This window comes from Acidovorax sp. NPDC077693 (assembly GCF_044542805.1).
In the GTDB taxonomy this organism is placed as follows: domain Bacteria; phylum Pseudomonadota; class Gammaproteobacteria; order Burkholderiales; family Burkholderiaceae_C; genus Acidovorax.
Window position 1 is genome coordinate 278,090 of record NZ_JBITVD010000005.1, and the last position, 22,472, is coordinate 300,561.

The window sequence follows — 22,472 nt, forward strand, 5'->3', positions numbered from 1 at the left end:
GCAAATGGAAAACCTGGATGTGATGGTGCTGCGCACGCTGCAGGGCTGGCGGGCTGCGGGGCGGCGGGCGCTGCTGGGCACCGTGGTGCGGACTTGGGGATCGTCGCCGCGGCCGGTGGGTTCGATCATGGCGCTGTGCGAAGACGGGGCGGTGGTGGGGTCGGTGTCGGGCGGGTGTATCGAAGACGATTTGATCGACCGCCACACGCGGGCCTATGCGCAGGTGGCCGCCGCAGCCAGTGCGGCCGGTGCAGGTGATGCGGCGGTGGACCGCAGCATCCCGAGCGGCCCGCCCGCCTTCGTGAAGTACGGCATCACGGCGGACGAGGCGCACCGCTTCGGCCTGCCCTGCGGCGGCACGCTGGAGCTGTTGCTGGAGTACGACCCCGACCCGGCCGGCCTGGCCGCGCTGATCCAAGCGCTGGAGGCCGGCCGCCTCATGCAGCGCAGCGTGCGCCTGGCCGATGGCGTGGTCACGCTGCAAGCCGCCGCAGCGCCGCAGGACCTGGTGCTGGACGCGCAGCAGCTCACCAACACCTTCGGCCCCGAATACCGCATGCTGCTCATCGGCGCGGGGCAGCTGGCCGAGTACCTGGCCACCATGGCGCTGTTCAACGGCTTCGCGGTCACGGTGTGCGACCCGCGCGAGGAATACCGCGGCAGCTGGAACGTGCCCGCCGCCACGGTGGTGAGCGACATGCCGGACGACGTGGTGGCCGCCTTCAAGCCCGACCGGCGCAGCTGCGTGGTGGCGCTCACGCACGACCCCAAGCTCGACGACCTGGCGCTGCTGGAGGCGCTGAACACCGAGGCGTTTTACGTGGGCGGCATCGGCTCGCGCCGCAACAACGAGGCGCGCCGCGCGCGGATGATGGAGCACTTCGACCAGACGGCCGAGAGCCTGGCGCGGCTGCGCGGGCCCATCGGCATCTACATCGGCAGCAAGACCCCGCCCGAGATCGCGGTGAGCGTGATGGCCGAGATCCTGGCCGTGAAGAACGGCGTGGCCCTGCCGCGCGACGTGGAGGTGGCACAGGCCAAGAACGAGCGGGAACTGGCGCACAACGAGCCGGGTGCGCTGGTGTGCGGCGTGGGCTGACGCGAGCCAGCCGCGCCGACCCCTCGTTCAGCCACCCGTTCAGGCCCCCATGACCACCGGCCCGCCCTTGGCGATGCCGCGCTGGTAGGCCGGGCGTGCTTCCATGCGCCGCTTGTAGGCCTGCAGGTTCGGGCAGCTGGCAGCCTTGCTGGCGCGTGAGAGGGCGGCCTCGACCGCAAAGCTCATCTGGAAGTCGGCCATGCTCAGGTGCTCGCCGGCGAACCAGGTGTTCTGGCCCAGGTGCTGCTCCATGAAGTCGAGCGCCGTGTTCACGTTGGGGTCGATCACCTTGTCCTGCACCTTGCCGCACAGCGCCTTGGCGATGGGTTTGACGAAGAAGGGCATGGGCTGCGTCGGGATGGTCATGAACACCAGCTTCATCACCAGCCAGTTCATCAACGAGCCCTCGGCGTAGTGCATCCAGAACCGGCATTGGCGGTAGGCCGGCGTGCCGCGCGCAGGCTGCAGGTGGGCCAGGTCGCCGCCGGCCTGGGCGCCGTAGGTTTCCACCAGGTATTCGACGATGGCACCGGACTCTGCAATCACCTCGTCGCCGTCGGTGATGACGGGCGACTTGCCCAGGGGGTGGATCTTTTTCAGCGCGGGCGGGGCCAGCTTGGTGGCCTTGTCGCGCTGGTAGATCTTGAGCTCGTACGGCACGCCCAGTTCTTCCAGGAGCCACAGGACGCGCTGCGAGCGCGAGGTTTCGAGGTGGTGCACGGTGATCATGGTGTCATCTTAGCGGTTGGAGATGGGCGCCCGCGCTGTGGCGGGCCGATGGCGGGGGCAGGCCGGCAGGCACAAAAAAGCCCTCGCGAAGGAGGGCGTTTCTTGGCACGGGGCCATGGCCCCAGGGGCAGATCAGCCGCCCTTGTGGGTGCGCTTGCCAGGGTTCTTCTTGCTGCGGGTGGCCACGCCACGCTCCAGGCTGGTGCGCTGGCCGCGGCCAGGGGTGGCCAGCGACATGCCAGGCAGGGGCTGGGGACGGGGAGTGCGCTTGCGGTCTGCTTCGGTGACGATCTTGTTGCCCATGGTGGTTCTCTGTCGAAGTGGAAAAAAGAGTGATTTTAGGCCACATGCGGCTTTCGGGCTTTTTCACGCGTGGCGCACGGGCATCGAGCGTGGTCACAGCCGGCCGGTTGCGAGCCGGCGGCCATCTGCTGGCACCCAGTTGCCGCGCCGGCAGGCAGGGCACTGCCTGCGCGCGTCAAGGCACCGTGAAGTGGTTGCCTGCGACCGTTCCCTGGTCGGTGGACAGTGCCTCGATGCAGTGCACGGGCTGCACGAAGCGGTTGTCCGCATCTTCGATGGCAGTGGTGCGGATGACCGGCGGGTCGGCCCGCACGCCGCCGAAGATGGTGGCAAACGCCACGTCCGCCGCATCGCGCCCGGTGGAAAAGCGCAGCAGTCCCATCGGGATGGCGGTGCCGGAGGGGTCGAAGATGTACCAGCGGTCGCCCAGGTACACCTCCACGTAGGCATGAAAGTCCGGTGGGCCCAGGCTGGGGTCGGCGCCGTAGTCGGTGCCGGTGGTAAACCGCGCAGGAATGTTCACCGCGCGGCACAGCGCGATCATGAGGTGCGCGAAATCACGGCACACGCCCACCTGTTCGATCAGGGTATCGACGGCCGATGTGTTGGAGTTCGAGGTGTTGGACGTGAACGCCACATGGCGGTTCACCCAGTCCCGGATCGCCTGCACGCGGCCATGCCCTTGCCAGAGCGCGCCGAACTCCTTGTTGGCCAGGCGCAGCAGCCTGTCCGACTGGCAGTAGCGGCTGGGGTAGATGTAGCCCATCACCTCGGGCGGCAGTTGCCGCACCGGCACTTCCGCCAGCTGCAGGGGGTCGGCGCGGTGGTGGGCGATGTCTACCGTGGCCGAGTACGACAGCTCCAGCACGCCCGGCTCGCCGTGCAGGCGCAGCGAGCGGTTGAGCGTGGCGGGGTCGGTGTGGATCTGGTAGGAGATGTCCTGGTTGATGACCAGCCGCTCGTTGCTCACCGTCTGCTGGGGCGTCTTGGCGGCGTGGATGTTGAACACGAAGTCCGCGCCGTACTGGTCGATCTCGTAGCGCAGTCCGATGTGCAGCTCCATGCGGACGCGGTCGGCCGACGGGCGCGACGCTGCGTTGGCGTCGCTGCCCCCGGTGCCGGGCAGGGACCAGCCATCGGTGGCGAGCAAGGCGCTGTGGGGTGGCGTGGCGGCCATGGTGTGCAAAAGGGTCATGCTGCGCTCCACTGTCCGGCCGTGGACGCAAAGGGTACCGCACCGCGGCGCGCGGTGCGGGTGTGGCGGGGGTACTGGAGGTGGCGATCCATGGGTGTCCTTGGTACGCTGCGCATCCGCAATCCGGGCGCGACAGCTTGCATTGAGGATAGACCCGCAGGCCCTGCGGCCACTGTAGGCCGACGGCGCGCCGTTGCGCAGGCTGTGCGGGGCTTTGTGGCCGCCAGGGGGGATTCACGCTATGTCGAACGCGCTGCGCAGCGCTGCGCAGAACGCAGCATTGCCGCTGATCGACAGCGTCAAGGTGGTGCGTGCAGGCGCTGGGCTGCCCGGGACGCTGTGGATGCTGCCGGACAGCGGCTCGAAGGCGAGTTGCAGCGGCGTGCTGACTTCCTGCACGCCCTGCAGGTCGTACTGCCACTGGCCCCCATCCTCCGCCGGGCCGCAGGCGTCGGGGAATTCGGCGTGGGCCCACTGCAGCACCTGCGCCACTTCGGCCTGCAAGGGCGGCAGCTGTGCAGGCGACACGCTGGCCATGGCGTCGAAGGTGCCGGTGCCTTCGTCGTCTTCGCTGTAGTCAAAGTCCAGGTAGTTCAAGGTCATTGCGGCATTGTGCGGGAGACGTATGGCAACCTGGCGCGGCCACGCGTGCTGGTGCGCTCGGTGCGTGCGCGGCCCACTCTCTAGAATTCCTTCTTTTTTGAATGTGCAAGGACGCGCGGTGGCCGACAACGTGGTTTTGAGGGTGGAGCGCCTGGGTTTTGCCTACCCCGAGTGCGCGGTGCTGGAGGACGTGTCTCTGGCCTGGCCCGCAGGCCTGGCACTGGTGCAGGGCGATGAAAGCAGCGGCAAGACCACGCTGCTGCGCCTGCTGGCGGGCGAGCTGGCGCCCCGGTCGGGCGAGGTCACGCTGCAGGGCGTGCGGCAGCGCACCGACCCGGCGGCCTACCGCGCACAGGTGTTCTGGCAGGACCCGCGCAGCACGGCGCTGGACGAGCTCACCGCACGGCAGTGGCTGGCGGGGCTGCCTGCGCAGCATGCACGGTGGGATGCTGCGGCCCTGGCGGCCCATGTGGAAGGCTTTTCGCTGGACCCGCACCTGGACAAGCCCTTTTTTGCCTTGTCCACCGGCAGCCGCCGCAAGGTGCTGATGGCTGGCGGCCTGGCCAGCGGGGCGGCGCTCCTGCTCATCGACGAACCGGTGGCGGGGCTCGACAAGCCCTCGGTCAACTACCTGGTGCAGGTGCTGGGCCGGGCCGCCGCCGACCCGGCGCGGCTGGTGGTGGTGGCGCACTACGAGCCGTTGCCGGGCGTGGCCTGGGGCCGCACGCTGACGCTGGCCCGGGCTCGGTAAACTGGGCGCCTTCCCCCGGCAGTTTTTTCTACTTTTTCTCCTTTCATCCCAAGGAACACCATGGACGCGCTCCTCTTCGCCCCCGTGGCGGTGGCCATTGCGCTCACGCCCGGCCCCAACAATTTTTGCGGCCTGAACAACGGCATCCGCGCCGGTGTGGGCGCCGCGCTGGTGGCTACGGTGGGCCGGGTGGCGGCGTTCGCCATCTTCCTCACGGTTTCGGCCGTGGGCCTGGGAGCCATGCTGCTGGCGTCCGAGACGGCGTTCACCGTGGTCAAGTGGGTGGGCGCGCTGTACCTGTTCTGGCTGGGCTGGCGTGCGTGGCGCAGCCGCGAGTTCAGCGGGCTGGAGGTGGTGGAGGGCGGCGATGTGAAGGCCTCGGGCGCGCCGGTGAACCTGCGGGCGCTCATCACGCAGGAGTTCCTGCTGGGCATCACCAACCCCAAGGCGATCATCTTGTTTGCCGCGGTCTTTCCGCAGTTCATCGACCCGGTCCAGCCGGCGGTGCGCCAGTTCGTGGTACTGGGCGCCGTGTACCTGGCCGCCGAGTTCGTGTCCACGGCGGTGTACGCAGCGGGTGGGCGGCAGATCCGCCGCTTCATCCGCACATCGCGCGGGGTGGTGCGGCTGAACAAGGCCACGGGCGGCTTCTTCATGGGCGCGGGCGGCCTGCTGCTGGCCACCAACCGGTAGCGCGGTGACGCGGTAGAGCGAGCAGCGGGCCGCGCAGCCAGGACCGCCCTGCGCTGCTGCGCTACATCGCCTTGAACAGGTGGGCGTACAGGCGGCTCACGGGCAGTTTCTCGGGCCGGCCGGCCAGCTCCAGGTGCAGCTTGCCCGCCTCGTCGCGGGTCACGGTGGTGATGCTGCTGGCGCGCACCAGCGTGCTTCGGTGGATCTGCCAGAACACCTGGGTATCGAGCTGGCCGATCAGGTCCTTGAGCGGGGTGCGGATCAGGTACTCCCGCGCTGCGGTCAGCACCCGCACGTACTTGTCGGCCGCCTCGAAGTACAGCACGTCGGCCACCGGCACCATGTGGATCTGGCTGCCGCTGCTGGCCTGGATCAGCGTGAGCGGCGTGCCCGCCGCGGGCGTGGCAGGCGCTGTTGCGGCTGCGGGTGCTGCCACCCCCGGCGCCACCAGCAGATGGCGCAGTTGCGCCATGGTTGCTTCCAGATCAATAGCAGCTGGCGCTTTGCTGGCAAGCGCCAGCTGCAGTTTTTGCACTGTCTTTTGCAGCCGGGCCGCCTGCACCGGCTTGAGCAGGTAGTCCACTGCCTGGGCTTCGAACGCCTGCACCGCGTACTGGTCGTAGGCGGTCACGAACACCAGCGCCGGGAAGGGACGGCCCGCGGGGCCGTCCGTCGGCCAGGCGTCGGCCAGTTCCACCGCCGCATCCAGCCCGCTCTGGCCGGGCATGCGGATGTCGAAGAACAGCACGTCCGGCTGCAACGCCAGGGCCTGGCGCACGGCGGACAGGCCGTCGCCCACCGTGGCCACCACCTGCAGCGCGGGCCAGGCGCGGGCCAGCTCCTGCTGCAGCGCGGCGGCGAGCAGGGGTTCGTCTTCGGCGATCAACGCGCGCACGGCAGGCTGGGTCATGGGGTGGTGCTCGATGGGCTCGATTTCAAAGGAAAAGTGACCGTAGCGCTTGTCCCGCCAGCGCTACCAGCTATCAATTTCAGAGTGCCCGCCGTTCCGTGCAGCGTGGCCAGCCGCTCACGGGCCTGGGCCAGGCCGAAGCTCTGCCCCGGGCCCGGGGTGGGCAGGGTGTCGGGCAGGCCCGCGCCGGTGTCGATGACGTCGAGCACCAGTTGCGGCCCCCCGTCACCCTGCCGGGTGCTGGCGCGCACGGTGATGTGCCCGCCCTCGACCTGCGGCTCCAGGCCGTGGCGGATGGCGTTTTCCACCAGCGGCTGCAGCAGCAGCGGCGGCACGGGCACGCCGCGCAGCGCGTCGGGCAGATCCAGCGTGTAGGCCAGGCGCGGGCCCATGCGCACCGCCATCAGCTCCAGGTAGTCACGCAGGCGCTCGAACTCGTTTTCCAGCGGGTGCTGGGTGCTGCGCGATGCGCTGAGCGTGGCGCGCAGGTAGCCGATCATGCGGTCCAGCATCTCCTGCGCGCGGGCCGGGTCGGTGCCGATCAGCATGCGCAGGTTGGCCAGGGTGTTGAACAGCATGTGCGGCTCGAGCTGGGTCTCCAGCAGCTTGAGCTGCGCTTCGCTGGCCTGGCTGCGCACCTCGTTCACCTTGGCCAGCAGCCAGGCGCTCTTGCTCTTGGTGTAGAAGTAATAGGTGCCCAGGAACCCCGCCACCACGGTGATGCCGATGGAGATGCGCAGCTGCGCGCGGCCGCCCTGGTCCCACGACGAATAACCGCACCACCAGTCGCCCAGCAGCGTGCCGCCCAGGTAGCCCAGCACGATGCTGGCAAACGGCAGAAGAAACCCGGACAGGCCCGTGGGCCAGCCCGTCTCCTTGCTGGACGGAAACAGGTGCCGGCCGAAGTCGATCAGCGCCCAGGTCAGCGAGCCGATGGCGATCGAGTAGCGGGCCGGGATGTCGTAGGCCTTCTCGGGCTGAAAGGCGTACTGCAGGGCGGCGATGGCCAGGCAGAAGGCCAGCACTTGCAGCAGGTGCTGCAGTTTCTCGATCCAGTCGATTTTCATGGCAGCGCGGGCGTGGAGGTCGGGGGCTCGGAGCGGTGCGTGCTAGCGCTGGTTGCGCTCTTGCTGCTCGCGCAGCAGCCGCTCGCGCTCCTTGTGCACCATGCGCTCGCGCAGCCCGCTGCCCGTGCCCAGCACGAACACCGAGATGCCGTGCAGCGCCAGCCCCAGGCCCCAACCCAGCAGGGGGAACACCGACCAGGGCCGGTTGCCGAAGCCGTAGCGCGACATGCCGAACACCACCAGGTTGACCACGACGAAGGCTGCGGCATGCACATACCAGCCCAGCTTGGCGCCGGCGCGCCGGCGGGCCAGTTGTTCGATGTCGTCGGGGGTCATGGGGTGGGGCATGGTGAAGGGTCGATTCTAGGGCGCCGGACTGCTGGTCACGGCGCACGCCGCAGCGGCTGCAGCGGCTGCAGGTGCTGGGCAAAGAACGCCACCACCTTGGCGTCCAGCTGGGGCAGGGTGCTGCTGCGGTCAAACCCGGGCGGGTCTCCCAGCAACGCCTGGTGCACCGTGCCCAGCAGGTGCATCGGCGGCAGGGGCGAGAGCATGGCGCCGTGGCTGGCGCCGGGCAGGTGGGCGACCAGGGTGCAGCGGTCCTCGCAGGCGGCCAGCACCGCGCCGCTGTGAAATTGCGGCACCTGGTTGATGTCCAGGCCCGCGGTGATCAGCCCCAGCGGAATGCGCGGAGTGGCCAGCGTGGCCATGTCGAAGTCGGCGGCAAAGGGCACGAAGGCGATGGCCGCCTGCACGCGCGGGTCGCGGTAGGACTGGTCGGTGGCGTCGTCGAAGCGCTGGCGGATCACGCCCAGCGCCACGGCTTTCTTCAACCCGTCCAGCAGGTTGCCGTGCAGCCGCGTGATGAAGCCGACGCAGGACGAGAAGTCTTCGGCGATGTGGGCCTCGCAGTGCTGGCGAAAGCGCGCCGGGGACCAGTGGCCTCCCGCCAGCGTCAGCGCGGTGTGGCCGCCGGCCGAGCCGCCGAACACGCCCACCGTGGCCGTGTCCACCAGCGGCGCCAGGCGCGCATCCTGCGCCACCGCATCGATGGCGCGGGAGACTTCGGCGGGGCGGCGTTTCCAGCTCTCGGGGCCGGGGGTGGATGGGTCCTGGTAGTTGTCGCCCGCATGTTCGGGCAGGGCGACGACGAACCCGGCCGCGACCAGCGCGCGCACCAGGTCGGTGTGCACCCAGGGGCTGCCGCCGGAGCCGTGGGTGATGACCACCAGCCGCCCGTTGCCCGGTGTGGCTGCGCCGTCCAGGGCCAGGTGCAGGGTGAAGGGGCCGCGCGTCACTGCCTGGTCGGCGCTGCCGCTGGGGTAGAACACGGTGACCGGGCCATCGCCCTGCAGGCCAGGCAACTCCCTGAGGCCCGTGCCGGCGTGGGCGGCGGTGGCGGTGGCGGTGGCCATCGCCAACAGGCCCGCGGCCAGCAGCCGCCACGCCGGGGTGCGCGCGGCGACCGGTGTGCGGCTCACAGGTGCTGCTCCTGTTGCATGGCCAGACGGTTGCGCTCGGCCTGCACCATGCGTTCGTGCAGCCCGCTGCCCGACACCAGGAACACCACCATCCCGTGAATGGCCAAGCCCAGGCCCCAGCCCAGCGCGGGGTACACCGCCCAGTGCCTGCCGCTGGTGGCAGACAGGGTCACGAGCAGCAGGTTGACCAGCAGGTACACACCGGCGTGCATGTACCAGCCCAGCTTGGCGCCTGCGCGTCTGCGGGCCTGGCGTTCGATGGGGTCGAGGGCGGTGTCGTGGTCGAAGCGGTGGTGTCGCATGGGGAACTCCTGGGGGATCGAGGTGGGTGGTGGGGTGTCGAGGGGGGCCGCCTTCAGGCGCTGGCAGCCTGGCTGGCAAAGCCCCCGCTGCTGCGCACCAGGCGCCACAGCCGCAGCGACCGGGCCGCGAACAGGCCGTTGAACACGCCGTAGAGCGCAGCGATCTGCAGGGCGAAGCTGCCGTCGTGGGCCAGGGCCGGCTGCATGGCCAGCTCGACGCCCACGAGGTACTTGGTCAGAAAGATGCCCAGGATCAATGCCAGCGGCATGGCGCTGCCCGGCAGCTGGAAGCAGCGCGAGCCGCTGTCGTACAGCGTGCCTGCAGGCGCGGTGGGCTGGAACCACAGGGCCAAGCAGGTGGCGGCCGTGGCGGCAGCCATCCAGGCGCCCACGGCGCCGCCGGTATGGCCTGCACCGCCGAAGGCCGAGGCCAGCCCGTAGATGGAAAAGCCCGTCATGGCCACCGGCATGACCACCACCCGCACCAGGCTGGCGGTGCGGTCGAACAGCTGGCTGGCGCCCAGCCACACCAGCGCGGCCAGCAGGCCCCAGACCCAGTAGGGCGTTTGCTGAATGATCTGGCCCAGGGCCTGGGGCTGGTGAACGAGGAGTTGGAGCAGCATGGTGAAAATCCTTGGAAGGGGGTTGAAGCGGTGGGGAAGGCGCTGGTGAGCAAAAAAAGCGGGGCGCCGCGGCGTCAGATCACGCCCAGCTGGGTCCACAGCGAGTGGCCGAGCAGCCGCCCGGGCAGCAGGGTGAAGGCACCCGCCACCACGCAGGCGCCGAAGTAGACGCGCTGCATGACCGCCCTGTGGCCGGTGATGTTGCGGCGGGCCAGGTAGACGAACGACAGGGCCAGCATGCCCAGCGTGATGGGAATGAGCAGGTGGATCAGGCCGAAGCTGCCCCAGCGGGGGCCGCCGCCACCGGTGATGAAGAGGGCCGAGACGGCCGTCGCCACCATCAGGGTGACCCAGGCGTAGCCTGCGGCCCGGTGCAGGCGGGGGCGTTGGGTGGCGCCCTTGCGGGCCCACAGGGCCACCGGGCCGATGGCAATGGCCGCCAGCGCTGCGGCGACATGGATGGCGATGACGGGGGTGAAGCTTTGCATGGCGGGTTCTCCTGGCGGTCGGTCGATGGGGTGGACTGTGCCGATGCGCCCCTGCCGCCGCCAGCGGCTTGCGACGAAATGCCGCCTGGCGGGCGCGAAATGCAGTCGGCGAGAGCGGCCGGCGCAACATTCGGCGATGGCCTACGGTCCGCAGCGCCATGGCGGACGCCTTTTTGCACCGGCGAGCAGGCAAACTACCGGGGGTCGTGAGGGGGCCGGGCCGGTGCAAGGACAAAGACCCGGCTGGGCAGGGGCCGCGAGGCGGCTGCTGCCCGAGGTTTACTTTTCTTCGCACAGCGTTCAAGGCAGACCGTGAACTGGCCCCCTACGATGCTCTGACCCGGCCGAACCCAAGAACACCCACCAGCTACCGCCATGAATCCGCAAGAAGAAGTCAACGCGCCCGCCCCGCAACCGGCCGTCCCACCACAGCCCCCGCAGGCACCGCGCCGCCGGCGCCGCTGGATGGGTAGCGTGCTGGCGTTGCTGCTGGTGGCCCTGGTGGGCGGTGCGGCCTGGTACCTGGTCCAGCGGGCCAATGGCGATTCCGCCGCGGCGCCGGGTGCCGGCCCGGGTCGGGGAGCGCCTGGCGGGGGCCGGCCCATGGTCACCGTGGGTGACGCCGTGGCCCGCAGGGCCGAGCTGCCGGTGGTCATCGATGCGCTCGGCACCGTGATCCCGGCCACCACCGTGACGCTCAAGCCCCAGGTGTCGGGCACGCTGACCGAGGTGCTGTTCACCGAAGGGCAGATGGTCAAGAAGGGGCAGCTCCTGGCGCAGATCGACCCCCGGCCTTACGAGCAGGCGCTGATGCAGGCCCAGGGCACCCGCCAGCGCGACGAGGCGCAGTTGGAGAATGCGCGCCTGACGCTGGCACGCTACCAGACCCTGCTGTCGCAGGACTCCATCGCCCGGCAGGACGTGGACACGCAGGCCGCGCTGGTCAAGCAGCTTGAAGGCACGGTGATGACCGACAAGGCCCAGGAAGGCACGGCGCGCCTGAACCTGAGCTACACCCGCATCACCTCGCCGGCCACGGGCCGCATCGGCCTGCGCACCGTGGATGCGGGCAACCTCGTGTCCTCGGGCGACGCCACGGGCATCGCCACCATCACCCAGGTGGCACCCATCGACGTGCAGTTTGCCGTGCCGCAGGACCGCGTGGCCGATGTGCTGGCTGCGCAGCGCGACGCCGACGCGCTGGCCGTGACCGCGCTGGACCGCACCCGCAAGTCCGAGCTGGATAAGGGACGCTTTTCCACCCTCGACAACCAGATCGACACCACCACCGGCACCGTGAAGGCCAAGGCGCGCTTTGCCAACGCCGCGGGCACGCTGTTCCCCAACCAGTTCGTCAACGTGCAGCTCTTGCTGCGCAATGTGCCGGCCATCGTGGTGCCGGTGACGGCCGTGCGCACCGGGGCCAACGGCGACTATGTGTATGTGATCAACGAAGACCGCACCGTGACGCTGCGCAAGGTCAAGCGCGGCCAGGCCACCGTGGGCCTGATGGCGATCGCCGAAGGCCTGAAGGAGGGCGAGCGCGTGGTCACTGAGGGCGGCGACCGGCTGCAGGACGGCATGGCCGTGCAGACGGCCGACGGCCATGGCGCGCGCGGGCCGCGCTCGGGGGCGAGCGGGCCGCGCAGCGGTGCGTCCGGCCCCCGCGGAGAGCGCGGGGAGCGCCGCCAGCGTCCACCGCAAAATCCTTGAGCGCGCGCTGACACCATGAGTCCTTCGCGTCCGTTCATCGAGAGGCCTGTCGCCACCGCCCTGCTGATGCTGGCCATCGTGCTGGCGGGGATGCTGGGCTTTCGCTTCCTGCCCTTGTCGGCCCTGCCAGAGGTGGACTACCCCACCATCCAGGTCCAGACCCTGTACCCCGGGGCCAGCCCCGAGGTGATGAGCCGCACGGTGAGTGCGCCGCTCGAGCGCCAGTTCGGCCAGATGCCCGGGCTGGAGCGCATGGCCTCGACCAGCGCGTCGGGCGTGTCCATCATCACGCTGCAGTTCGGCCTGGGCCTGGCGCTCGACGTGGCCGAGCAGGAGGTGCAGGCGGCCATCAATGCCGGCAACTCGCTGCTGCCCGCCGACCTGCCCGCGCCGCCGGTGTACGCCAAGGTCAACCCGGCCGATGCGCCGGTGCTCACGCTGGCCATCAGCTCCGACACGCTGCCGCTGACCGAGGTGCAGAACCTGGTCAACACCCGCCTGGCGCAAAAGATCAGCCAGGTCACCGGCGTGGGGCTGGTGTCGCTGGCGGGCGGGCAGCGGCCCGCGGTGCGCATCCAGGCCGACACCAAGGCGCTGGCGTCGTACGGCATCGGCCTCGATACCCTGCGCACGGCCATCACGTCGGCCAATGCCAACAGCGCCAAGGGAAGCTTCGACGGACCGCAACGCTCCTACACCATCAACGCCAACGACCAGCTGCTCACGGCCGACGACTACAAGAACCTCATCGTCTCGTGGCGCAACGGCGCGCCGGTGCGCATGATCGAGGTGGCGCGCGTGGTGGACAGTGCCGAGAACAACCGCCTGGGCGCCTGGGCGGGCCTCAACGAGCTGCCCGGCGCTGCGCCCGACCGCCGTCAGCCAGGCAGCGCGCCCGCAGCAGGCAGCGGCAGCGGCATCGGGGGGGGCGATGCAGGCGCGAAGGAGCCCGGGGCCACACTGACCCCGGCCATCATCCTGAACGTGCAGCGTCAGCCCGGGGCGAATGTGATCGCTACGGTGGACAGCATCAAGAAGCTGCTGCCCGAGCTGGAGGCCGGCCTGCCCGCGTCGCTCAAGGTGCAGGTGCTCTCCGACCGCACCACCGGCATCCGGGGCTCCGTGCACCACGTGGAGCTGGAGCTGATCCTGGCGGTGCTGATGGTGGTGCTGGTGATCTTCTTCTTCCTGCACAGCCTGCGCGCCACCATCATCGCCAGCCTGGCCGTGCCCATCTCGCTCATCGGCACCTGCGGCGTGATGTACCTGCTGGGCTACAGCCTCAACAACCTGAGCCTCATGGCGCTGACCATCGCCACGGGCTTCGTGGTGGACGACGCGATCGTGATGATCGAGAACATCGCGCGTTACCTGGAAGAGGGCGAGCCGCCGTTCCAGGCCGCGCTCAAGGGCGCCACGCAGATCGGCTTCACCATCATCTCGCTGACCGTGTCGCTGATCGCGGTGCTGATCCCGCTCCTGTTCATGAGCGATGTGGTGGGGCGGCTGTTCCGCGAGTTCGCGATGACGCTGGCCATCACGATTTTGATCTCGGGCGTGGTGTCGCTGACGCTGGTGCCCATGATGGCCGCGCGCTGGCTGCGCCCCGAGCCCGTGGGCGGGCAGCACGGCATTGCGGGCCGCATCAACCGCGGTTTCGACCGCGTGATCGCGGGCTACGACCGCTGGCTGCAGTGGGTGCTGCGCCACCAGGGCGCGACCCTGGTGGTGGCGGTGCTCACGCTGGTGCTCACCGCGCTGCTGTACGTCGTCATCCCCAAGGGCCTGTTCCCCACGCAGGACACCGGGCAGCTGCAGGCGCGCATCGAGGCATCGCAGGATGTGTCGTACGCCCGCATGAGCGAGCTGCAGCTGCAGGCCTCGCGCGCCATCCTGCAGGACCCGGACGTGCAGTCGCTCAGCTCCTTCGTGGGCGTGGACGCGGCCAACAACACCATGCTCAACGCCGGGCGCATGCTGATCAACCTCAAGCCCGACCGCGACGGGCAAGAGGCCATCATGCAGCGCCTGCGCGAGCGGGTGCGGTCGGTGGCGGGCGTCACGCTGTATCTGCAGCCCACGCAGGACTTGACCATCGATGCCGAGACCGGGCCCACCGAATACCGCGCGTCCATCGGCGGTGTGGATTCGGCCCAGGTCAACGACTGGACGCGCAAGCTGGCCGAGCGCCTGAAGACCGAGCCCAAGGTGCGCAACGCCACCACCGATGCGGGCGCGCAGGGCCTGTCGGCCTACGTGGACATCGACCGCAATACCGCGTCGCGCCTGTCCGTCACGGCCAGCAATGTGGACGACACGCTGTACAGCGCCTTCGGCCAGCGCATCGTGTCCACCATCTTCACCGAGACCAACCAGTACCGCGTGATCCTGGAGGCGCAGCAGGACCAGCTCAACACGCCCGAGGCCCTCGGCACGCTGCAGCTGCGCACCGGCTCGGGCGCGCCCACGCCGCTGGCGGCCATTGCCACCATCCGCGAGCAACCTGCGCCGCTGCAGGTCACGCGCGTGGCGCAGTACCCGGCGGCCACGCTGGGCTTCGACAAGGCGCCGGGCGTGTCGCTGGGCGCGGCGGTGGATGCGATCCGCGCGGCCGCCAAGGAGATCGGCATGCCCGCCGGGCTGTCGATGGAGTTCCTGGGCGCGGCCGGCGCGTACGAGAAGTCGCTGTCCAGCCAGCTGTGGCTCATCCTGGCGGCCATGGTGTGCGTGTACATCGTGCTCGGTGTGCTGTATGAGAGCTATATCCACCCGGTGACCATCCTCTCGACCCTGCCGTCGGCGGGCGTGGGCGCGCTGCTGGCGCTGATGCTCACGGGCAACGACCTGGGGGTGATCGGCATCATCGGCATCATCCTGTTGATCGGCATCGTCAAGAAGAACGCGATCATGATGATCGACTTCGCCATCGACGCCGAGCGCAACCAGAACAAGTCGCCGCAGGAGGCCATCCACCAGGCGGCGCTGCTGCGCTTTCGGCCGATCCTCATGACCACGCTGGCGGCGCTGTTCGCGGCGCTGCCGCTGATGCTGGGCTGGGGCGAGGGCGCCGAGCTGCGCCGGCCGCTGGGCCTCGCGATCTTCGGCGGGCTGATCCTGAGCCAGATGCTCACGCTGTTCACCACGCCGGTGATCTACCTCGCGTTCGACCGCATGGGCCGCCGCGTCACGGGCCGGGGCACTGCCGCGGCGCCGCAGCAGGGGGCAGGGCCTGAAGCAGCTGCCGGTGTGCGCACCGGTGCGGGTGCGGGAGACGTGCGGTGAACCTTTCGCGCCCCTTCGTGGAGCGGCCGGTCGCCACCGTGCTGCTGACCATTGGCCTCGCGCTCGCGGGCATCGCGGCGTTCTTCGTGCTCCCGGTGTCGCCGCTGCCGCAGGTCGACTACCCGGCCATCTCGGTGTCGGCCAGCCTGGCCGGCGCCAGCCCCGAAACCATGGCCACCAGCGTGGCCACGCCGCTGGAGCGGCGCCTGGGCGTGATCGCGGGGGTCAACGAGATGACCTCGTCGAGCTCCAACGGCTCCGCCCGCGTGAGCCTGCAGTTCGACCTGAACCGCGACATCGACGCCGCGGCGCGCGAGGTGCAGGCCGCCATCAACGCATCCCGCGCGGACCTGCCTTCCACGCTGCGCAGCAACCCCACCTACCGCAAGCGCAACTCGGCGGCGTCGCCCGTCATCATCCTGGCGCTCACCTCCAAGACCCGCACGCCGGGCGAGATCTACGACGCGGTGTCCAACGTGGTGAGCCAGCGGCTGTCGCAGGTGGACGGCGTGGGCGAGGTGGAGATCGGCGGGGGCTCGCTGCCCGCGGTGCGCGTGGAGCTGCTGCCGTTCGCGCTCAACCGCTACGGCATCAGCACCGAAGACGTGCGCGCCGCCATCCAGGCCTCGAACGCCAACCGCCCCAAGGGCGCCATCGAGGGCGACGGTCGCCGCCTGCAGATCTACACGCCGTCGCCCGCGCGCAAGGCGTCCGAATACGAATCCTTGGTCGTCGCGTGGCGCAACAACGCTGCGGTGCGGCTGGGTGATGTGGCGCGGGTGGAAGACGGCGTGGAGAACCGCCGCACGGTGGGCCTGTTCAACGGCGAGCCGGCCATCATCGTGCTGGTCACGCGCCAGCCGGGCGCCAACATCATCGAGACCGTGGATTCGGTGCGCGCGCTGCTGCCCGACCTGCAGGCCCAGCTGCCGCAGGACATCCAGGTGGCGGTGGCGTCGGACAGCACCAACTCCATCCGCTCGTCGCTCAAGGAGATCGAGCTCACGCTCATGGTCTCCATCGCGCTCGTGGTGCTGGTGGTGGGGCTGTTCCTGCGCAAGGCGCGGGCCACGGTGATCCCGGCGGTGGCCACGGTGGTGTCGCTGCTGGGCACCTTCGGCGTGATGTACTTTTTGGGGTTCAGCCTGAACAACCTGAGCCTGATGGCGCTGACGGTGGCCACCGGCTTCGTGGTGGACGATGCCATCGTGGTGCTGGAGAACACCATGCGCCACATCGAGTCCGGCATGGACCGCATGCAGGCGGCGCTGCAGGGCGCGCGCGAGGTGGGCTTCACGGTGCTGTCCATCAGCCTGTCGCTGGTGGCGGTGTTCATACCGCTGCTGTTCATGGACGGGCAGGTGGGCCGGCTGTTCCGCGAGTTCGCGATCACGCTGTCGGCCGCGGTGATGATCTCGCTCGTGATCTCGCTCACCACCACGCCCATGATGTGCGCGTGGCTGCTGCGCGCGCACGACCCGGCCGATGACAAGCCGCCATCGCGCCTGGCCCGCTGGGCCGAGCGCGGCTACCAGGGCGTGCTGCGCACCTACACCAGCAGCCTGGACTGGGCACTGGCCAGCAAGGGGCTGGTGGTGCTGATCCTGCTGGCGGTGGTGGGGCTGAACGTCTACCTGTTCGCCAAGATCCCCAAGGGCTACTTTCCGGAGCAGGACAACGGCCAGCTCAACGCCGGCCTGCGCGCCGACCAGAGCATCTCGTCCGACGCGCTCGCGGCCAAGCTGCGCCAGGCGGTGGACATCATCCGCAAGGACCCGGCGGTGGACACGGTGGTGGGTTTCTCGGGCGGCAGCCGCGCGGGCGGCGGCTTCATGTTCGTCAACCTGAAGCCCCTCAAGCAGCGCACCGACAGCACGCCCGCCGTCATCGCGCGGCTGCGGCCGCAGCTCAACCAGATCACCGGCCTCAGGGTGTTTTTGAACCCGGTGCAGGACCTGCGCATGGGCGGGCGGTCGAGCAATTCGACCTACCAGTACACCCTGAAGAGCGACAACATGGCCGACCTCAAGCTGTGGGCGGGCAAGCTGGCCGACCGGCTCAAGGACGAGACCCTGCTGAAAGACGTGGACACCGACCTGGCCGAGAACGGCGTGGAGACGTACATCGAGGTGGACAAGGCGTCCGCATCGCGCCTGGGCGTGACGTCGTCGGCCATCGACAACGCGCTGTACAACGCCTTCGGCCAGCGCTCGGTGGCCACGATCTACGGCGAGCTCAACCAGTACGCCGTCATCATGGAGTGGGCGCCTGAGTACACGCGCGGCCCGCCGGCCTTGAAGGACATCTACGTGGCCGCCAACCCGAGCGGCGCCACCGGCACGGTGGCCAACCCGGGCCAGCGCGGCGCGTCCACCGGCCAGGTGATCAGCACGGCGGCATCGACCATGGTGCCGCTGAGCGCGATCGCCAAGGTGGTGGAGCGGGCGTCGCCCACCTCCATCAGCCACCAGGACGGCGAGCTGGCCACCACGGTGTCGTTCAACATCGACCCGGGCACGTCGCTCGGGCAGGCGCAGCAGGTCATCGCGCAGGCCGAGGCCGACATCGCCATGCCCACCAACGTGCGCGGCAGCTTCCAGGGCACGGCGCTCAGCGCGCAGCAGTCTCAGGGGCAGCAGGCCTTTCTCATCATCACGGCCATCATCGTGATCTACATCGTGCTGGGCGTGCTGTATGAAAGCCTGATCCACCCGATCACGGTGCTGACCACGCTGCCCTCGGCCGGCGTGGGGGCGGTGCTGGCGCTGCTGCTGTTCAACATGCAGTTCACCATCATCGCGCTCATCGGCGTGTTTTTGCTGATCGGCATCGTCAAGAAGAACGCGATCATGATCATCGACTTTGCGCTGGAGGCCGAGCGCGCGCGCGGACTGTCGGCGCTCGATGCCGTGCGCGAGGCCTGCATCCTGCGCTTTCGGCCCATCCTCATGACCACGATGGCGGCTGCGCTGGGCGCGCTGCCGCTGGCCATCGGCTTCGGGCAGGGCTCGGAGTTGCGCCAGCCGCTGGGCGTGGCGATCATCGGCGGGCTTATCGCCAGTCAGTTGCTCACGCTCCTGACCACGCCCGTGGTCTATGTGCTGCTGGACAGGCTGCGCACGCCCGCCCCCAACGAACAACATCTGAGCCGTGCCGGCGCCCCCGGCGCGGCCACCTGATCGGTGCCCATGACACATCTCCACGCCCCGCTCACACCCGGCGCGCACGCCGCCCGGCCCCCCATGGCCCGCCCGACCACGCTGGCACTGGTGCTGGCAGCCGCTGCCCTGCTGTCCGCCTGCTCGGTCACGCCGCCCTACCAGCAGCCCGAGATGGCGGTGCCCGCGTCGTTCAAGGAGGCCGGTGCCACCTGGGCACCCGCGGCGCCTGCCGACGCGCTGGACCGCGGCCCCTGGTGGGAGCTGTTCCAGGACGCCGAGCTCAACCGCCTGGCCGAGCAGGTGCAGCTGTCCAACCAGAACATCGCCGCGGCCGTGGCCGCCTATGCGCAGGCGCAGGCCGTGGTGCGGCAGCAGCGGGCAGGGCTGTTCCCGTCGGTGAGCCTGTCGGGCGGTGCCACGCGCACCGGCGGCGAGGGCGCTGCCCGCTCGGGCCTGACCACCCAGGCATCGCTGGGGGTCGACTGGGCGCCGGACCTCTGGGGCCGACTGCAAAGCGGCGTCACCGGCGCCCAGGCCAGCGCGCAGGCGAGCGAGGCCGACCTGGCCTCGGCGCGTCTGTCGGCCGTGGGCACGCTGGCCTCGGCGTACTTTCAGCTGCGCGAGGCGGATGCGGAGATCGAGCTGCTGCAGGCCACGGTGGAGGGCTACGAGCGCAGCCTGCAGATCGTGCGCAACCGCTACGGTGCCGGGGTGGTGGCGCAGACCGACGTGCTGCAAGCGCAGACCCAGCTGGCCAACGCGCGCGCGGACTTGGCCACCGTGCGGCAGAACCGGGCGCGCTTCGAGCATGCGCTGGCCGTGCTGACCGGTCGCGCCCCGGCCGACTTTTCGCTGGCGCGTGCGCAGTGGGTGGCTGCGGTGCCCGACGTGCCGCTGGGGGTGCCCTCGACGCTGCTGCAGCGCCGGCCCGACATCGCGGCGGCCGAGCGTGCGGTGGCGGCGGCCAATGCGCAGATCGGCATCCAGCGTGCAGCGTACTTCCCGAACCTGAGCCTGGGCGCGTCGGTGGGCAGCGGCGGCAGCAGCGTGGCCGACCTGTTCAAGGCGTCCACGCTGGTGTGGTCGCTGGGCCTGTCGGTGGCGCAGACGATCTTCGATGCCGGCGCTACGGCGGCCCGCGTGGAAGAAGCCCAGGCCGCGCGCGAGGGCCGCGTGGCGGTCTACCGCCAGACGGTGCTCACGGCCTTCCAGACGGTGGAAGACCAGCTCACGGTGCTGCGCACCTTGCAGGAGCAGGAGCCCCTGCGCCGCGAGGCGGTGGCCGCGGCGGAGCGCACGGCGCAGCAGCTGCTCAACCGCTACCGCGAAGGGCAGGTGGGCTACACCGAGGTGGTCACGGCCCAGGTCTCGGCGCTGTCGGCGCAGCGCGCGCTGCTGCAATTGCAGGTCAACCGCCAGCTGGCGGCGGTGACGCTGGTGCAGGCGCTCGGCGGCGGGTGGCAGGCGCCGTGGCAGGAGCAGCAGCAGGCTCCGGCTCAAACGCTCCCGCAGTCCCGGCCCTGAGGGGGCTGGAGCCTGCGCGGGCCCGCCACAGGCCCGCTGCGCATATACTCCTGTTTTGATAGCTGCTAGCGCTTGCCAGGCAAGCGGTAGAGCCCGATTTGGCTTAAATTTTCCTTAAGGAGTGCGCGTGGACGTTCTATTGCTGGTCAAGGCCGCCATCATGGGCGTGGTCGAGGGCCTGACCGAGTTCCTGCCCATTTCCTCCACGGGGCACCTGATCCTGGCGGGCTCGCTGCTGGGCTTCGACGATGCCAAGGCCAAGGTGTTCGACATCGCCATCCAGACGGGCGCCATCTTCGCCGTCATCCTGGTGTACTGGCAGAAGATCCGCGAGACGCTGGTGGCCCTGCCCACCGAGCGCCAGGCCCAGCGGTTCGCGCTCAACGTGTTCATCGGCTTCCTGCCCGCCGTGGTGCTGGGCCTGCTGTTCGGCAAGATGATCAAGGCGCACCTGTTCACGCCGGTGGTGGTGGCCAGCACCTTCATCCTGGGCGGCTTCATCATCCTGTGGGCCGAGCGGCGCTCGCCGGCCGCCACGCGCATCCAGACGGTGGACGAGATGACGCCGCTCGATGCGCTCAAGGTCGGCCTGGTGCAGTGCCTGGCGATGGTGCCCGGCACCAGCCGCAGCGGCGCCACCATCATCGGCGGCATGCTGCTGGGCTTGTCGCGCAAGGCGGCGACGGACTTCTCGTTCTTCCTGGCCATCCCCACGCTGATCGGTGCCGGGGTGTACAGCCTGTACAAGGAGCGCGCGCTGCTGTCGGCGGCCGACATTCCGATGTTCGCGGTCGGGCTGGTGTTCTCGTTCATCAGCGCCTGGCTGTGCGTGCGCTGGCTGCTGCGCTACATCAGCAGCCACAGCTTCGTGCCGTTCGCGTACTACCGCATCGTGTTCGGCATCATCGTGCTGGTGACCGCCTGGACGGGCTGGGTGCAGTGGGCGGATTGACGGCTGCGCATTCACTCGGATTGGTTATGGGACGAAAGTGATAAGCTGATGGCACACCCGGCCGCTCGGCGCAGGGGCCGAGGCGCGCGGCGGTGACCTTCCTGGAGGGCTGGCGCGCGGGGCGTTCCACCGATGACCCTGCCCCGCTGGGGCTTTCGCCGCATGATGCAAGACGATCCAGAGTTGTCCGACTATCGGGCCATCGCCCCCGGGCACAGCCTGTCCAAGGACGAGTTGCTTGATGTGATCACGCGCAGCGCTGGCGCCACCATGGCGGTGGTGGACCGCAGCCTCACGATGCTGTATGTCAACGATGAATACGCGCGCTGGTTCGGCACCGTGCCGGAGCAACTGGCGGGCAAGTCGTTGACCAACATGTACGGCGATGCGGCGGTCACCGCATTCATGCCCTTCGTCGCCCGCGTTCTGTCGGGTGAGCGGGTTCAGTACCAGCGTCTTTTGCGCACGCCCTACGGCTTTGACGAGTGGCGCACCATCTGCCTGACGCCCTGGCACAACCGTGAAGGCTCCATCGAGGGCTTCATCACCACCGCACTCGATGTGCACGAGCTGCAGGTCACCATGGACGCGCTGCGCGCCGCCAACCAGCGCCTGTCCTCGCACATGGAAAACAGCCCGCTGGCGGTGCTGGAAATGGACCACAACCTGCGGCTGCTGCACTGCTCGCAGCGCGCGGTACAGCTCATGGGCTGGCTGCATGTGGCGGACCTGCAAGGGCAGTTGCTCAACGAGTTGCTGGACCTCTCGCCCGCGGATGCGACCCTGCAGCTGGCCCTGCAGCGCCTGCAGTCGGGCCAGGAGTCGCAAAACCGGGCCGAGACTTCCTTCACGCGCGACGACGGGTCCGAGGTGCATTGCGAGTGGTTCAACTCGGCGCTGACCGATGCCGAGGGGCAGGTCACATCGATCATGGCGCTGGTCGAGGACGTGTCCGCCAAGATCGAGATCGCGCGCCAGCACCACTATCTGGCCAACCACGATTCGCTCACTGGCCTGCTCAACCGGGCGGCCTTCCAGGCCCAGCTGGAAAAAGCCCTGGAGCCCGCGCGCAGCGTGGGCTGCCTGGCGCTGCTGTTCATCGACCTGGACGGCTTCAAGAGCGTGAACGACACCGAGGGCCACCGCGCGGGCGACGAGGTGCTGCGCATCGTGGCGCGGCGCATCGCCGGCACCGTGCGGTCCGGCGACACCATGGCGCGCCTGGGGGGCGACGAGTTCCTGGTGATGCTGGAGCACGACGTCACCCGCGACGTGACGGACACCATCGGTCACCGGCTGCTGGAGGCGCTGCAGCAGCCCATGCTGGTGGACGGGCGGGAGCTGTCCATCGGCGCGAGCATCGGCGTGGCCGTGTGCCCCCCGCTGGGCGGCCACATCGACGATCTCATCAACCGCGCCGACCAGGCCATGTACAGCGCCAAGCGCGCGGGCAAGGGGCGCCTGCACTACGCGGACGCAGACGCGGACGCGGGCTGATTCGCCGGCTGGCCGGCGGGCAGGGCGCCCGGGCCGGGGCCACTGCCAGGCCGTGACCTGCCACACCACACCACGCAACGCAACGCCAGGGCGCTGGGC

General features: G+C 69.6%; 20 protein-coding genes. 9 read left to right on the top strand and 11 right to left on the bottom strand.

The window, feature by feature from the left end:
* The first annotated feature begins 4 nt into the window (after nucleotides 1–4).
* Nucleotides 5–1,099 carry an XdhC family protein gene (locus ACIGHN_RS09005; RefSeq protein ID WP_396504088.1) on the top strand — a complete coding sequence of 365 codons (1,095 nt, stop codon included), beginning with the start codon at nucleotides 5–7 and terminating at the stop codon, nucleotides 1,097–1,099.
* A gap of 39 nt (nucleotides 1,100–1,138) precedes the next feature.
* Here the strand turns inward: ACIGHN_RS09005 and ACIGHN_RS09010 are convergent, their stop codons facing one another.
* The 4 genes from ACIGHN_RS09010 to ACIGHN_RS09025 form a co-directional block, all read right to left on the bottom strand.
* Nucleotides 1,139–1,828 (bottom strand): glutathione S-transferase family protein, encoded by a 690-nt coding sequence (locus ACIGHN_RS09010; RefSeq protein ID WP_056413040.1) that lies wholly within the window; start codon nucleotides 1,826–1,828, stop codon nucleotides 1,139–1,141.
* A gap of 132 nt (nucleotides 1,829–1,960) precedes the next feature.
* On the bottom strand, nucleotides 1,961–2,131 hold the full coding sequence (locus tag ACIGHN_RS09015; RefSeq protein ID WP_200912394.1) for a hypothetical protein: 171 nt from the start codon (nucleotides 2,129–2,131) through the stop codon (nucleotides 1,961–1,963).
* A 175-nt stretch (nucleotides 2,132–2,306) separates the two neighbouring features.
* The gene (locus ACIGHN_RS09020; protein ID WP_056413142.1) at nucleotides 2,307–3,194 is read right to left on the bottom strand and encodes a transglutaminase family protein; all 888 of its coding nucleotides are present in this window, start codon (nucleotides 3,192–3,194) and stop codon (nucleotides 2,307–2,309) included.
* Nucleotides 3,195–3,560: 366 nt separating this feature from the next.
* The gene (locus tag ACIGHN_RS09025; RefSeq protein WP_396504089.1) at nucleotides 3,561–3,929 is read right to left on the bottom strand and encodes a hypothetical protein; all 369 of its coding nucleotides are present in this window, start codon (nucleotides 3,927–3,929) and stop codon (nucleotides 3,561–3,563) included.
* Between the two features lie 103 nt (nucleotides 3,930–4,032).
* Between ACIGHN_RS09025 and ACIGHN_RS09030 the strand changes: the two genes are divergently transcribed.
* Together ACIGHN_RS09030 and ACIGHN_RS09035 are read left to right on the top strand one after the other, a co-directional pair.
* Nucleotides 4,033–4,680 carry an ATP-binding cassette domain-containing protein gene (locus ACIGHN_RS09030; protein WP_396504143.1) on the top strand — a complete coding sequence of 216 codons (648 nt, stop codon included), beginning with the start codon at nucleotides 4,033–4,035 and terminating at the stop codon, nucleotides 4,678–4,680.
* A gap of 60 nt (nucleotides 4,681–4,740) precedes the next feature.
* On the top strand, nucleotides 4,741–5,373 hold the full coding sequence (locus ACIGHN_RS09035) for a LysE family translocator (protein ID WP_396504090.1): 633 nt from the start codon (nucleotides 4,741–4,743) through the stop codon (nucleotides 5,371–5,373).
* Nucleotides 5,374–5,434: 61 nt separating this feature from the next.
* On the opposite strand, the gene ACIGHN_RS09040 is transcribed toward ACIGHN_RS09035, so the two are convergent.
* From ACIGHN_RS09040 to ACIGHN_RS09070, 7 genes are all read right to left on the bottom strand, one after another.
* Complete coding sequence (locus tag ACIGHN_RS09040) at nucleotides 5,435–6,283, bottom strand: LytR/AlgR family response regulator transcription factor (protein ID WP_396504091.1); 849 nt, start codon at nucleotides 6,281–6,283, stop codon at nucleotides 5,435–5,437.
* A complete protein-coding gene (locus ACIGHN_RS09045) occupies nucleotides 6,280–7,350 on the bottom strand; it encodes a sensor histidine kinase (protein ID WP_396504092.1) in 1,071 nt (356 codons plus the stop codon). The genes ACIGHN_RS09040 and ACIGHN_RS09045 overlap by 4 nt, the downstream gene beginning before the upstream one ends.
* A 42-nt stretch (nucleotides 7,351–7,392) precedes the next feature.
* Complete coding sequence (locus ACIGHN_RS09050; RefSeq protein WP_056413055.1) at nucleotides 7,393–7,698, bottom strand: 2TM domain-containing protein; 306 nt, start codon at nucleotides 7,696–7,698, stop codon at nucleotides 7,393–7,395.
* A gap of 35 nt (nucleotides 7,699–7,733) precedes the next feature.
* On the bottom strand, nucleotides 7,734–8,765 hold the full coding sequence (locus ACIGHN_RS09055; protein WP_396504144.1) for an alpha/beta hydrolase family protein: 1,032 nt from the start codon (nucleotides 8,763–8,765) through the stop codon (nucleotides 7,734–7,736).
* A gap of 62 nt (nucleotides 8,766–8,827) precedes the next feature.
* Nucleotides 8,828–9,133: a 2TM domain-containing protein gene (locus tag ACIGHN_RS09060; protein ID WP_396504093.1), complete on the bottom strand. Its 306-nt coding sequence runs from the start codon at nucleotides 9,131–9,133 to the stop codon at nucleotides 8,828–8,830.
* Nucleotides 9,134–9,186: 53 nt separating this feature from the next.
* The gene (locus ACIGHN_RS09065) at nucleotides 9,187–9,756 is read right to left on the bottom strand and encodes a DUF6622 family protein (RefSeq protein ID WP_396504094.1); all 570 of its coding nucleotides are present in this window, start codon (nucleotides 9,754–9,756) and stop codon (nucleotides 9,187–9,189) included.
* A gap of 74 nt (nucleotides 9,757–9,830) precedes the next feature.
* Nucleotides 9,831–10,244 (bottom strand): DUF2306 domain-containing protein, encoded by a 414-nt coding sequence (locus tag ACIGHN_RS09070; RefSeq protein WP_056413064.1) that lies wholly within the window; start codon nucleotides 10,242–10,244, stop codon nucleotides 9,831–9,833.
* 375 nt (nucleotides 10,245–10,619) lie between these two features.
* On the opposite strand from ACIGHN_RS09070, the gene ACIGHN_RS09075 reads away from it, so the two are divergent.
* The 6 genes from ACIGHN_RS09075 to ACIGHN_RS09100 all read left to right on the top strand — a co-directional run bounded on the left by ACIGHN_RS09075 (nucleotide 10,620) and on the right by ACIGHN_RS09100 (nucleotide 22,373).
* Nucleotides 10,620–11,957 carry an efflux RND transporter periplasmic adaptor subunit gene (locus tag ACIGHN_RS09075; RefSeq protein ID WP_396504095.1) on the top strand — a complete coding sequence of 446 codons (1,338 nt, stop codon included), beginning with the start codon at nucleotides 10,620–10,622 and terminating at the stop codon, nucleotides 11,955–11,957.
* Between the two features lie 15 nt (nucleotides 11,958–11,972).
* Nucleotides 11,973–15,239: an efflux RND transporter permease subunit gene (locus ACIGHN_RS09080; RefSeq protein WP_396504096.1), complete on the top strand. Its 3,267-nt coding sequence runs from the start codon at nucleotides 11,973–11,975 to the stop codon at nucleotides 15,237–15,239.
* A complete protein-coding gene (locus ACIGHN_RS09085; RefSeq protein WP_396504097.1) occupies nucleotides 15,236–18,418 on the top strand; it encodes an efflux RND transporter permease subunit in 3,183 nt (1,060 codons plus the stop codon). The genes ACIGHN_RS09080 and ACIGHN_RS09085 overlap by 4 nt, the downstream gene beginning before the upstream one ends.
* Before the next feature lie 63 nt (nucleotides 18,419–18,481).
* The gene (locus ACIGHN_RS09090; RefSeq protein ID WP_396504145.1) at nucleotides 18,482–19,924 is read left to right on the top strand and encodes an efflux transporter outer membrane subunit; all 1,443 of its coding nucleotides are present in this window, start codon (nucleotides 18,482–18,484) and stop codon (nucleotides 19,922–19,924) included.
* A 127-nt stretch (nucleotides 19,925–20,051) separates the two neighbouring features.
* On the top strand, nucleotides 20,052–20,876 hold the full coding sequence (locus ACIGHN_RS09095; protein ID WP_056413153.1) for an undecaprenyl-diphosphate phosphatase: 825 nt from the start codon (nucleotides 20,052–20,054) through the stop codon (nucleotides 20,874–20,876).
* A 162-nt stretch (nucleotides 20,877–21,038) separates the two neighbouring features.
* On the top strand, nucleotides 21,039–22,373 hold the full coding sequence (locus ACIGHN_RS09100; protein WP_396504146.1) for a diguanylate cyclase domain-containing protein: 1,335 nt from the start codon (nucleotides 21,039–21,041) through the stop codon (nucleotides 22,371–22,373).
* The last annotated feature ends 99 nt before the right edge of the window (nucleotides 22,374–22,472 follow it).

Bases quoted from the DNA above. Each gene is read 5' to 3' on its own strand.
- ACIGHN_RS09005 (WP_396504088.1), top strand. From the start codon at position 5: ATGGAAAACCTGGATGTGATGGTGCTGCGCACGCTGCAGGGCTGGCGG.
- ACIGHN_RS09010 (WP_056413040.1), bottom strand. From the start codon at position 1,828: ATGATCACCGTGCACCACCTCGAAACCTCGCGCTCGCAGCGCGTCCTG.
- ACIGHN_RS09015 (WP_200912394.1), bottom strand. From the start codon at position 2,131: ATGGGCAACAAGATCGTCACCGAAGCAGACCGCAAGCGCACTCCCCGT.
- ACIGHN_RS09020 (WP_056413142.1), bottom strand. From the start codon at position 3,194: ATGGAGCTGCACATCGGACTGCGCTACGAGATCGACCAGTACGGCGCG.
- ACIGHN_RS09025 (WP_396504089.1), bottom strand. From the start codon at position 3,929: ATGACCTTGAACTACCTGGACTTTGACTACAGCGAAGACGACGAAGGC.
- ACIGHN_RS09035 (WP_396504090.1), top strand. From the start codon at position 4,741: ATGGACGCGCTCCTCTTCGCCCCCGTGGCGGTGGCCATTGCGCTCACG.
- ACIGHN_RS09040 (WP_396504091.1), bottom strand. From the start codon at position 6,283: ATGACCCAGCCTGCCGTGCGCGCGTTGATCGCCGAAGACGAACCCCTG.
- ACIGHN_RS09045 (WP_396504092.1), bottom strand. From the start codon at position 7,350: ATGAAAATCGACTGGATCGAGAAACTGCAGCACCTGCTGCAAGTGCTG.
- ACIGHN_RS09050 (WP_056413055.1), bottom strand. From the start codon at position 7,698: ATGCCCCACCCCATGACCCCCGACGACATCGAACAACTGGCCCGCCGG.
- ACIGHN_RS09055 (WP_396504144.1), bottom strand. From the start codon at position 8,765: ATGGCCACCGCCACCGCCACCGCCGCCCACGCCGGCACGGGCCTCAGG.
- ACIGHN_RS09060 (WP_396504093.1), bottom strand. From the start codon at position 9,133: ATGCGACACCACCGCTTCGACCACGACACCGCCCTCGACCCCATCGAA.
- ACIGHN_RS09065 (WP_396504094.1), bottom strand. From the start codon at position 9,756: ATGCTGCTCCAACTCCTCGTTCACCAGCCCCAGGCCCTGGGCCAGATC.
- ACIGHN_RS09070 (WP_056413064.1), bottom strand. From the start codon at position 10,244: ATGCAAAGCTTCACCCCCGTCATCGCCATCCATGTCGCCGCAGCGCTG.
- ACIGHN_RS09075 (WP_396504095.1), top strand. From the start codon at position 10,620: ATGAATCCGCAAGAAGAAGTCAACGCGCCCGCCCCGCAACCGGCCGTC.
- ACIGHN_RS09080 (WP_396504096.1), top strand. From the start codon at position 11,973: ATGAGTCCTTCGCGTCCGTTCATCGAGAGGCCTGTCGCCACCGCCCTG.
- ACIGHN_RS09090 (WP_396504145.1), top strand. From the start codon at position 18,482: ATGGCCCGCCCGACCACGCTGGCACTGGTGCTGGCAGCCGCTGCCCTG.
- ACIGHN_RS09100 (WP_396504146.1), top strand. From the start codon at position 21,039: ATGATGCAAGACGATCCAGAGTTGTCCGACTATCGGGCCATCGCCCCC.